The following is an 11,302-nucleotide window of genomic DNA, read 5'->3' as shown; positions in this document are numbered from 1 at the left end:
TATGGGTGAGGAATTAAAAGTAGCAAGATTGACATCGCTTGATGTTTTCAGAGGTGCGACGATAGCAGGGATGATACTCGTTAATAATCCGGGTAGCTGGGCTTATGTATATCCGCAGTTAAGGCATGCGGACTGGCACGGTTGGACATTTACCGATTTGATATTTCCTTTTTTTCTTTTTATTGTCGGTGTTGCGATTGTGTTTTCATTTTCAAGGCGAATTGAACTTGGATATTCAAAGGTTAAACTGTTTGGAAAAGTTGTAAGGCGGACGATAATTCTTTTTGCGCTTGGTCTTTTTCTTAATGGTTTTCCCGAGTTTAACCTTTCAACGATAAGGATAATGGGTGTCCTGCAGAGGATAGCAATATGTTATTTCTTTGCTTCAATTATTTATTTGACATCAAATGTAAGAGGGCAAGCGATTTGGTCGTTCGCCCTTCTTTTTATTTATTGGGGGCTTATGGAATTTGTCCCAGTTCCAGGGATAGGTGCTGGTTTATATGAGAAAGGGAGGAATTTTGCTGCGTATGTTGATTCCCTCATTTTGAAAGGACATATGTGGAGCGTAACCAAGACCTGGGACCCGGAAGGAATTATAAGCACTATTCCAGCAATATCAACGACGCTTTTCGGTGTTTTGACAGGGCATTGGTTGAGGAGCAAAAAAAGCGATGTTGAGAAAACGCTTTGGCTTTTCATTATGGGGAATCTCGGGCTTTTCATCGGCGCTGTTTGGAACGCTTGGCTTCCGATAAATAAAAATTTATGGACAAGCTCATATTCGGTTTTCACAGCTGGATTTGCTTTAGTAGTTTTGGGATTTTGTTACTATTTCGTTGATGTGAAAGGTTATAAAAAGTGGGCTTATCCTTTTATTGTCTACGGGATGAATGCTATAACTGTGTTCGTTCTGTCCGGGATAATTGGAAGGTTAAGCATATACTTTAAAGTTTCTCTGCCCGATGGGAGCAAAACGACGGTGAAAAATTACATCTATGAAAATCTTTTTGCCTCTTGGCTTGGACAGATGAATGGTTCGCTTGGCTATGCGATTGCCCATGTCTTATTGATGTATTTTTTGATGTGGATACTTTACAAGAAAAAAATCTTCATCAAGATATGACCTCATCTATAAGTTGCATCATCTCTTCAACGCTTGTGGCTGGTTGTTTGCATTCATAATTTGTGCAGATGTAAAATGTCGTTTTCCCATCAATCGCTTTATAATGTGATAAAAACGGGGCTATTGAATTTATTTCATCTTCACGATCTGTTGGTTTGAAAAGCAAAATTTTGTTCGGGATAAACTTTGAATTTATGGGTTGTAGAATTTTTGAAAGGTTATCCGTTGATTTTCCAACGATGATTATTTCAAAAGATGGACCGAGCAAAAAGTCAAATGCTGAGAGGAAAAAAGTGTAAGCGGATGGATGTTTGATTATAGTTCCTGAAAATGTTTCAACGAGTTTATAAGCTATTTCGTTTAGATCGTTTCTTCCCGTAATCTTTGAGAGTTTGACGAGTGCAAGTAAAGCAACTGAATTTCCAGAGGGCAAGGCGCCATCGTAAATTTCTTTTTGTTTGAAAATAACATCATCATTTTCACTTAAAAAGAAACCGCCGTTGTTTTCATCCCAGAAAAGTTCAATCATTTTATAAGTGAGTTCTATTGCATTTTTGAGATATTCGGTTTTAAAAGTTGCCTCATAAAGTTCAATTAATCCCCATGTTAAAAAAGCATAATCATCCAAGTGACCGTTTATTCTAGCTTCTCCGCTTCTAAATCTATGAAGCAGTTTCCCATCGCTTGTGACCATATTTTTGAATATGAAGTTTATGCTTTTCTCAGCGATGCGAATGTAATCATCTTTTCCGAAGATTGAATAACCCCTTGCAAGCGAAGATATCATCAAGCCGTTCCAGTCAGTTAGAATTTTATCATCCTTTAATGGATGGATTCTTTTGTCTCTGTGTTGGAGAAGTTTTGCTCTTATCTTTTCCCATATTTTTCTTTTTTCATCGTCAAGTTCCGAAGTCAAATGAAATATGTTCTTACCTGTTCTTGAATGTTTTAACTCATCAATGTAATTTCCATCTTTCTTGATGTTGAAGTTTTCAATCAAAAATTTTAATTCGTCTTGATTTAAAATTTTTTCAAGTTCGTCAAGTTCCCACAGATAAAATTTCCCTTCTTCCCCTTCGCTGTCGGCATCTTCAGCGGAGAAGAATCCACCTTCTGGATTTGTTAGATTATTGATCACATAAGAAAAGACCTCTGAACATAAAGTTGCGTATTTTTCTTTTTGTGTTGCCTGGTAGGTCTCAGCACAAGTTAGTGAGATGAGCGCTTGATCGTAGAGCATTTTTTCAAAGTGTGGGACAAGCCATTTTCTATCCGTTGAATATCTATGAAAACCAAAACCGATGTGGTCATAAATTCCGCCAAGTGACATTCCGATAAGTGTTTTCTCAACCATCTCAAGCGCTTTTTTGTTGCCCGTTCTTTTCCAGTATCTTAAAAGAAACATCAAATTATGTGGAGTTGGAAATTTAGGTGCATCCCCGAAACCGCCATATTCGGGGTCAAAATTCTCTTCAAGTTCTTTAAAGGCAAGCGTTAAAGTTGTTTCGTCTATTATACCGTTGCCGATTTCAACTCTTTCAACTGCTTCTTTAATTTCGCCTGTTATTTGTTCTGCAAGCGATTCAATTTTGTCTCTATTTTCCTTCCAAATTTCAACAACCCTCTGGAGTAGCTCAATCAATCCAATCCGACCGTATCTTGAGTGCTTTGGTATGTAAGTCCCGGCGAAAAATGGTTTTTTATCCGGGGTCATTATTATTGTAAGTGGCCAGCCACCGTGACCTGTCATCGCTTGGCAAATCGTCATATAAGCCAAGTCAATATCGGGGCGTTCCTCGCGGTCAACTTTTATGGAGATGAAATTTTCATTTAAAATTTGTGCAACCTCTTCATCTTCAAAAGATTCTTTTTCCATCACATGGCACCAATGGCAGGTTGAGTATCCAATTGAAAGAAATATCGGTTTATTCTCATTCTTTGCTTTTTCAAACGCTTCTTCACACCACGGATACCAATCAATAGGGTTATACGCATGTTGTAAAAGATAGGGACTGTTTTCATTTATAAGACGGTTTGGCTTTCGCATTTCGTTTTAAACGATTTTTTGTTTTATATTCAAAACAGGCATTTTATCCGAGTTGTTCCGGGGTGTGATATAAATCAAATGATTTTTTACCGAATTTTTTAAAATTTTGATATGTTTTTAAAAATTTAAAAAGGAAAGATCTATGAAGGTAAAAGTAATTCCTTTGGCACTGGTTTTCATTTTATCTTTTGGGGCTGTTTTTGCACAGCAATTTAATTTGTTTGAGGTTTTCCCGCTTGATGGAATTAAAATTAAATATGACCGCTATGGCAATCCATGCGTTGTTGGACTTAGTAGCCAGGGATACTTTTATTTATTTAAAAGTGAAAATGGGCAATTCAAAAGCCCTGTGCTTATTGGTAAATCTCCAAGTGTATACACTTCCCCTTATACAAGTTGGGATTTTGATGTTGATACCAATGGCGTTGTTCATATTGCGGGAGTTATTTATGATCATGGTTCAGCTTATTATATAAATCCAACGCCTTTCTACCTAAACTCTTCAATGGACAGTGCGCTTGTTTTTAACTCAGTGAGTTTAGGTACTCTTAATCCTGCTTCCCCAGCTTTTGATTATATAAGAGTGTTAAGAACGAAGGATGATAAAATTGTTGTAAATATTGCTGTTTTGTTCCCTAATTACGGGCCGTATGGTCCCCGTCCTGATTCTTTAATTTGGATTCATTTGGCTAATCCATCAGCTAACAATTTAAATATAACGGTTGACACTATATCATTTTCCAGTTATTTTAGATTCGGACAAAATCCTCATCATGGCTATACTTATCACGTTTCCGCAAACAAGTATTTGTATTTAACTCTTTATGAAGTTTATTCCAAAGATGGTGTGGTACTTAGTGATACTCTTTCTAACTACAGAGCTTACACTCTTTATAAAATTGCACCAGGTGGCAATAGCCAGGTAATTTATGCTTCTGATCCTGTTGAGCTTAGGAGTTATAATTTTGTGAACCTTAATCATACTTTTTTCCCGTTTTATCAAGCTGATTTAAACGATGGATATAAAAATTGGTATCGGGTGGAGACGACATGGGGTGGATATTCATGGCCGAATTATGTTAGCTCGTATATAGACAAAGATGATAATCTACATTTGATAAAAATTGAGTCACGCCAGGTTATATACTTAGCTTATACTCCTTCAAACTTACCGATAAATGCTGAGGGTGTGACGCCGACTTATAATTATACGATTTCTTACGATTCAACGAGGCATTGGCAGTTTAGGAGTGAATTAATAGATTGGAATCATGTTCCCTTACCCTTAGTCTATGTAAGCGCCTATAATTTGAATAAAGCAATTGCTCATTTTGCTAATTGGGGTAGACATTTGTTTTTAAATGAAAATTTATTTAGTGGAATCCCAGGGATTGTTTTGATGCATCAGGAATCTGGGAATTATAGGTATGAACTACTGGCTGGAAGTAGTATAGACGGAGTAGAAAGAAAAAGATTTGGGTATGGAACAAACTGGTATATTGATCAGACGGGTCAAGTTTATCTTTGGAACAGCTGGGAAAATATTGTTTATGATAGTGTAAGAACTGCTTATATCTACCTTTACAAGCTAAGAAGCATTGGTAATGATTACATTATGAACTATTCTTTGACCGAAGACATTAAAGAAGTAACAATTTCGCCAGTTCCAGTGGGAGAGAAGTTACATTGGGTTTTTAAAAGCTTTCACTATACATTTGGTAAAGACAATAAAATGTATTTTTTGGTTTTTGGTGTTGATTCAATTCGTCCAGCAGGTTATAACTTGGGGCGAATTTTTCTCCTTAAGGAGACATCATCTGGGCAATGGGATACAGTGCTTGTAACACCTGATACAACAAATCAAGCTCTATTTGATTCTTATACTAGCTTTATTGTTGATGAGAATAATGTTGTTCATGTGGTTTATTCAACCTTTAAGGATAAGCCAAGGGTATTTTATACAAATAATGAGGGTGGAAGTTTTAAGCCCCCAATAGTTATTGACACAACAATAAACTTGAAAAATGTTAGGATTGAAGTGTCAAGGGATGGACTTTGTTATATTTGGGGTGATGCATATGGACTTGCAGGTTCGTTGGGTTATTCTGTATACTATTATGGTGACTACGGGTCTGGTTTCAAGCGTTCTTCAAGACAACTTAGTGACTTTGGTGTAGCTGGTGTTGATGCGAATGGTAATTTATATATTGTGAGCGATCCATGGTGGAGTTCGTCGGGTTACGAGGTTTATTTGTATAAGTTTTATCGGGATTCTGCTTTAATCTATCGCTTTCCACGCAAAGTGTTGTTTAATTTCCAACCCATCCCGCCGATTACCTATCCTTCATTTTCTTTCATAAGAGATGAAGATGGGCAGATTCACTTGCTTGGCACATGGGCTGGGAAGTTTTATCATTGGAAGGCATCAGATAACTTTACAGGAATGATTGAATATGATTATTCGGGATTGTTAAAGTATGACGATCTGTTGTATAGTATAACCTCTATCAGCGCAATCGCCAATACTTCAGATAAAAGGATATATTTCTTAATCGGAAGAGGCACTTTTGGTCCGCTAATCGTTGGTTGGATTCCATATGTTGTCACTCAGGTTGAAGATAATAGAGATGTTTTGCCTGGTGAGTTTACGCTTTCGCAGAATTATCCGAATCCATTTAATCCTGTGACGACGATAAACTTTGATCTTCCAGTTAAGTCAAGTGTTGAAATCTCTATTTATGATGTTTTGGGTCGTAAGCTGAAGACGGTTGTAAACGAAGTTAGGGACGCTGGGAGGTATAAAGTTCTTATTGATATGAACGAGTATGCAAGTGGTGTATATTTTTACCGAATGGTAGCAAAACCCGTTATGGGTGGGAGCGATTTTGTTTCCGTTAAGAAGATGCTTTTGGTGAAGTAAGCAATTTTAAGTGTTTGGTGTTTTAGCCCCAGCCTATTGCTGGGGCTTTTTTGTTTGATTATTGAGTGGGAGTTTCCTAAATTATGATTGACTATAAAAAAGCTTTGTCATGCGATGAAAGAGAAAATTTTGCATATATTTGCAATTTTTTTGATAGCGGTGTTTGTTGCTTTCATTGAGTTGAATCATTACTCAAGGGCGCAAGAGGCATATCAATTGAGAAGTTCGTTTAAAATTGGGCGGTTGAAATATCGCGGTGGCGGGGACTGGTATAACGATCCATCCGCAGAGGTAAATCTTTTGAAGTTCATTCAGGAAAATACAAACATTGATGTCATCCCGGTTTATGAGTTTGTTGATATCGGAAGTGATAATATCTTTTCATATCCTTTTCTCTTTATGACAGGTCATGGGAATATAAATTTTAATGAAGATGAAGCAAAAAGGTTAAGAACATATCTTGAAAATGGTGGTTTTCTTTACGCTGATGATGACTATGGTATGGATAAATCGTTCAGGAGAGAGATTAAAAAAGTTTTTCCGGATAAAGAGCTTGTTGAGTTGCCCTTTTCATATGGACTTTTTCATTGTTGGTTTAGTTTTCCGAACGGGGTTCCTAAAACACACGAGCACGATAACAAGCCACCCCAGGCGTTTGGAATTTTTCATAACGGTAGATTGGTCGTGCTTTACACTTATGAATCAAATCCAAGCGATGGTTGGGCTGATCCCGAGGTTCATCACGACCCTGAGGAGAAAAGACAAGAGGCGTTAAGGTTTGGAACGAATATAATTGTTTGGGCTTTGACAAATTAACATCTGGTTTAAAATGAGGGAAATTTATTTGCAGATAGAGGAGAAACTTAAGCGTTTGAGGAGAGGGCTTGAATTTGAGACCTTTAAGTTTAGGTTTTCAATTTGGGTTTTATTTGCTCTCTTTGTTCTCGTTGTGGTTGGGATATTTGAGATGAGGATTTACTTTGCCTCTCCAACAAGGGCTTTGATTTTTTTTGTTGTCGTAGGTGCTTTGATTTTGAGCTTTTCAATTTATGTTTTGCCCTCTCTTTTAAAGTTTTTGGGAATTGTAAGGTCAAGGTCTTATTTTGAGCTTGCTGATGAAGTTGGGAGAAAATATCCGCAGGTCGGGGATAAACTTCTTGATGCACTTCAAATTTATGAGCAACGATTTAATCGTTCTGCTTATTATTCCGATGAGTTGATTGAATCGGCTTTCGTCCAGCTTGGGAAGGAAGTTTTGAGATATGATTGGGACAATGTTGATTCATCTGTTTCAAGGAAAATTTTGGGCGTATCTGTTTCGCTTTTGTTTGTGTTTGTGGTTGCTTTAATTTTATCTCCGGGATTTAGAAGTTCCTATGTTAGGATTTTAAACTACAACTATAATTTTATTAAGCCGTCCGATTATTTTATAAGGGTTGAGCCCGGGGATACTGTTGTAGCGAAGGGTTCAAATGTCAAAATTAGGATTTATGTCAAGCCACAGAGACAAGGGATTATTGAACCAAGCGAAATTGAAATTTGGACGACTCAACCTGGGGTGAAGGAATTTGAAGTTAAAAAAATTAAGAGAAGTGGGGGAGGATGGTTTGAGAATGAAATTTTAAATCTCAGGGCTTCGCTTGAGTATTTCGTTAGATTTAAGGATATAAAAAGCGAAAAGTTTAAGATAGATGTCATTGACAGACCGATTGTCAAGTTGTTGAAGGTCAAGCTTGTTTATCCAGAATATACCGGGTTTGAACCGCAATATCTTGATGATAATTCTGGCGATATAACGGCGATAGTTGGAACTGTTGCAAATTTTGAAATTTTGGCGAACAAAGACCTAGACTCCGCAAAAATTGTTTTTGATGATGATTCTTCTTCTGTTGCTTTGGAAATTTCTGGGGAAAGGGCTAATGGTAAGGTTAAGTTGATGAGAAATTCAAACTATCACATTGAGCTTTTGAGCAAGGATGGTTTAAGAAGTGAACAGCCGGTTGAATATAGAATTAATGTCATTCCAGATGAACATCCGAAGATTGAAATTTTAAAGCCGGAGAGAAGTGTTGACATCGGCAGAGATATGAGCTTGCTCGTAAATGCAAAAATTGGTGATGACTTTGGCTTTACAAAGTTGCGCCTTGCTTATAGATTGAGTTTTTCAAGATATATTAAACCACGGGAAGAGTTTAATTATGTTGAGATCCCGCTTGACAAGAGATTAAAGGAACAAGAGATTCATTATGTTTGGGATTTGTCCGAGCTTGAGTTGTCGCCGGATGATGTTGTGAGTTATTACCTTGAAGTTTTTGATAATGATATGGTTAGCGGTCCTAAATCAGCTAGGACGGAAATTTACACGGTTAGATTTCCATCGTTGTATGAGATTTTAGCTCAGGTTGAGCAGATGCAGGGTGAGATTTATCAGCAGATGAGTGATATTTTTGAGATGGCGAAGAAGTTGAGAAAAGAGATGGATGAGATTGACAGAGATTTAAAAAGGGGGAACATCAAAGGGGATTGGCAAAGACAGCAGAAGATACAGAATATAGCAAAGAAATATGATGAGTTGAGGAACAGGATAAAGGAGACAAGTCAAAAACTTCAAGAACTTGTTCAAAAGATGGAGGAAAATCGCCTTCTCTCGCCCGAGACGCTTGAAAAGTATCTTGAGCTTCAAAAGTTGCTCAATCAGCTTGACATTCCGGAGTTAAAGGAGCTGATGAAGAGGTTTGAGCAAGCGTTGCAGAACATTGATCCCGATATGTTAAGGCAGGCGCTTGAGAGGTTTCAATTTTCGGAGGAGAGTTTTAGAAGGAGCATTGAGAGGACTTTAAATCTTTTGAGGAGGATTCAGATTGAACAAAAGTTGAGTGAGGTTTTGAAACAGGTGGAGCAGGCAATAGATAAGCAGGAAGATTTGAGAAAGAAAACGGCGCAGGTTAACCCGGAGGACAAGGGTAAACTCAAGGAGTTAAGCGATGAGCAGAGGAGTTTGAAAGATGATATCAGGCAAATTGAGGAGTCGCTTGAGGAGATAAAGGAGAGGATGAAAGAGTTTTCGGATGAGATGCCAGTTGATTCGCTTAATAAAATTTTGAATGAGTTAAGGGATAAGAAAATGGATGAGGGTTTTGATAAAATTGGAGATAGGTTGGCTTTGGGTGACTTGGGAGTAGCGATGCAGATGCAGTTTGAGGTTTCTCAGGATTTAATGCAGATGCAAAGTGAACTTCAGTCGCTTCAGCAACAGCTTATGCAGAATCAACAGCGCCAGATAATTTCACAGATGCAGAAGGTTCAGCAGGACCTTTTAAACCTTTCAAAGGGGCAGGAAGAAGTTAAGCAGGAGACGATGACCTCAGCTCAGGGTTCATCAAAGTTGCGTGATCTTGCCAGACAGCAGATGGATTTACTCTCTGGTTTAAATTCTGTCGCTAATTCGTTGATTGAGCTTTCGCAGAAGACATTTGCTATCACGCCAGATATGGGCAGGGAGATCGGTTCAGCTTTGATAAATATGCACCGATCAGTTGAGTCGCTTTCGGCTCGGGATAATTCAAGCGCTTTAAGATTTCAGACAGAGGCGATGAGCTCGCTTAACAGGGCTGTGATACAACTTGGAAACGCTATGCAAGCGCTTATGCAAGGTGGGGCAGGTGGAGGTTTGCAGTTCTTACTTCAACAATTGAACCAACTTGCAATGCAACAGCTTGGTTTGAATCAAGCGACACAGGAACTTATGCAACAGCTTTCACTTCAGCAACAGGCGGAGATGGCAAGGTTAGCTGCTCAACAGGAATTGATAAGGAAATCTCTTCAGGAACTTATGAAAGAGGCTGAAATCTCTGGAAATAGGGGACGGATACTTGGCGATTTGAATAAAATCGCTGAGGAGATGAAAGAAGTCGTAAGTGATCTTGAATCAAACAATTTAACTGAAGAGACGATAAGGAAACAGGATAGAATTCTTTCCCGCCTTCTTGATGCTCAGCGTTCAATTCACGAGAGAGATTTTGAAAAGCGAAGAGAATCCCGTCCGGGTCAAAACATAGTCAGAGAAAGCCCTTCCGAGCTTAACCTTCAAGAGGAGAGGGATAAAATTTTCCAAGAGCTTTTAAAATCAGTTCGCGAAAACTATCACAGGGATTATGAGGCGTTGATAAGGAAATATATTGAGCTTTTGCGTTCCCTACAGAAATGATTGTTTCAGTTTGCGACCATTTCAAATTTTTGTGTCAAATTTAATCAAATTCCGTTTTTAAACCCATTGATTTTTAATTTTTTTGTTTGGCACGATTTTTAATGATTGGTTAAAGAACATTTTGCAGTAAAAATTAAATTTTTCTTTGGGATGATTGAGATAAGATGGCATGGTCGTGGAGGTCAAGGTGTTAAAACCGCTTCACTTCTTTTTGCTGAGACATCAATTGAGGAAGGGAAATATGCACAGGGTTTTCCCGAATATGGTCCTGAGAGAATGGGTGCGCCGGTTAAAGGATTCACGAGGATTGATGATAAGCCAATAAGGGTTCGCAGTGGGATTGAAAATCCGCAGGTTGTTGTGGTGCTTGATCAAACGCTTCTTGAGACGATTGATGTCACGGAAGGGATGCCAGATGATGGTGTTTTGATAATTAACACTGAGCTTTCCCCGAAACAGGTGCGCGAAAAGTTTGGAATAAAGAGTAGGAAAATTTACACTGTAAATGCCACTAAAATAGCACTTGAGACGATAGGGAAGCCGATACCGAATACGGTTATGCTTGGGGCTTTGATAAGGGTTACGAGCGTTCTTGACCTTGATACGCTCTTGAAGAACATAGCTAAGAAATTCAGTAAAAGGTATAGTTCAAAAGTTATTGAAGGGAACATTCAAGCGATAAAAAAAGCGTTTGAGGAGGTAAAGGAGGAATGAGCGAGTTAAAGAAATGGTTTGAACTTCCGATTGGCGGGCTTGTTGTTGAGCCGGGTTCAGCTGTTAAGTATAAAACTGGTTCGTGGAGGACGTTCAGACCGGTGCTTGACAGGTCAAAGTGCAATGATTGCTTGATTTGCTGGATTTATTGTCCTGACAATTCAATTTTAGTAAGTGACGGGAAAATGGTGGGTTTTGATTATGACCATTGTAAGGGATGCGGTATTTGTGCCGAAGTATGTCCGGATAAAGCAAAGGCAATAACTATGGTTCTTGAACATCAGTGAT

Annotated in this window: 7 protein-coding genes; 6 read left to right on the top strand and 1 reads right to left on the bottom strand. The window is 38.2% G+C overall.

Annotated elements, in window-relative coordinates; genetic code table 11:
- The first annotated feature begins 1 nt into the window (after position 1).
- The gene (locus tag FKZ43_RS02110) at positions 2 to 1,126 is read left to right on the top strand and encodes an acyltransferase family protein (protein WP_140944225.1); all 1,125 of its coding nucleotides are present in this window, start codon (positions 2 to 4) and stop codon (positions 1,124 to 1,126) included.
- Here FKZ43_RS02110 and FKZ43_RS02105 read toward each other — a convergent pair.
- Entirely contained in the window at positions 1,116 to 3,173 is a 2,058-nt protein-coding gene (locus FKZ43_RS02105) for a thioredoxin domain-containing protein (RefSeq protein WP_140944224.1), read from the bottom strand. The genes FKZ43_RS02110 and FKZ43_RS02105 overlap by 11 nt on opposite strands.
- Positions 3,174 to 3,315: 142 nt before the next feature.
- Between FKZ43_RS02105 and FKZ43_RS02100 the strand changes: the two genes are divergently transcribed.
- From FKZ43_RS02100 to porD, 5 genes are all read left to right on the top strand, one after another.
- Positions 3,316 to 6,093 carry a T9SS type A sorting domain-containing protein gene (locus tag FKZ43_RS02100; RefSeq protein WP_140944223.1) on the top strand — a complete coding sequence of 926 codons (2,778 nt, stop codon included), beginning with the start codon at positions 3,316 to 3,318 and terminating at the stop codon, positions 6,091 to 6,093.
- Between the two features lie 114 nt (positions 6,094 to 6,207).
- Positions 6,208 to 6,909, top strand: a complete 702-nt coding sequence (locus tag FKZ43_RS02095; protein WP_140944222.1) for a DUF4159 domain-containing protein — start codon at positions 6,208 to 6,210, stop codon at positions 6,907 to 6,909.
- A 13-nt stretch (positions 6,910 to 6,922) separates the two neighbouring features.
- Complete coding sequence (locus FKZ43_RS02090) at positions 6,923 to 10,300, top strand: DUF4175 family protein (RefSeq protein ID WP_140944221.1); 3,378 nt, start codon at positions 6,923 to 6,925, stop codon at positions 10,298 to 10,300.
- Between the two features lie 150 nt (positions 10,301 to 10,450).
- The gene (locus tag FKZ43_RS02085; RefSeq protein ID WP_140944220.1) at positions 10,451 to 11,014 is read left to right on the top strand and encodes a 2-oxoacid:acceptor oxidoreductase subunit gamma family protein; all 564 of its coding nucleotides are present in this window, start codon (positions 10,451 to 10,453) and stop codon (positions 11,012 to 11,014) included.
- Positions 11,011 to 11,301: a pyruvate synthase subunit PorD gene (gene porD / locus FKZ43_RS02080; protein ID WP_140944219.1), complete on the top strand. Its 291-nt coding sequence runs from the start codon at positions 11,011 to 11,013 to the stop codon at positions 11,299 to 11,301. The genes FKZ43_RS02085 and porD overlap by 4 nt, the downstream gene beginning before the upstream one ends.
- Position 11,302: the final 1 nt, after the last annotated feature.

The sequence above is a fragment of the Candidatus Thermokryptus mobilis genome, assembly GCF_900070205.1.
GTDB lineage: Bacteria > Bacteroidota > Ignavibacteria > Kryptoniales > Kryptoniaceae > Kryptonium > Kryptonium mobile.
Note: the sequence above shows the minus strand (reverse complement) of the source record. Positions and strands in the feature narration are given on the sequence as shown.

What these genes read in the sequence shown, in the direction of transcription:
- FKZ43_RS02110 (WP_140944225.1), top strand. Translation starts at nt 2, where the DNA reads ATGGGTGAGGAATTAAAAGTAGCAAGATTGACATCGCTTGATGTTTTC.
- FKZ43_RS02105 (WP_140944224.1), bottom strand. Translation starts at nt 3,173, where the DNA reads ATGCGAAAGCCAAACCGTCTTATAAATGAAAACAGTCCCTATCTTTTA.
- FKZ43_RS02100 (WP_140944223.1), top strand. Translation starts at nt 3,316, where the DNA reads ATGAAGGTAAAAGTAATTCCTTTGGCACTGGTTTTCATTTTATCTTTT.
- FKZ43_RS02095 (WP_140944222.1), top strand. Translation starts at nt 6,208, where the DNA reads ATGAAAGAGAAAATTTTGCATATATTTGCAATTTTTTTGATAGCGGTG.
- FKZ43_RS02090 (WP_140944221.1), top strand. Translation starts at nt 6,923, where the DNA reads ATGAGGGAAATTTATTTGCAGATAGAGGAGAAACTTAAGCGTTTGAGG.
- FKZ43_RS02085 (WP_140944220.1), top strand. Translation starts at nt 10,451, where the DNA reads ATGATTGAGATAAGATGGCATGGTCGTGGAGGTCAAGGTGTTAAAACC.
- porD (WP_140944219.1), top strand. Translation starts at nt 11,011, where the DNA reads ATGAGCGAGTTAAAGAAATGGTTTGAACTTCCGATTGGCGGGCTTGTT.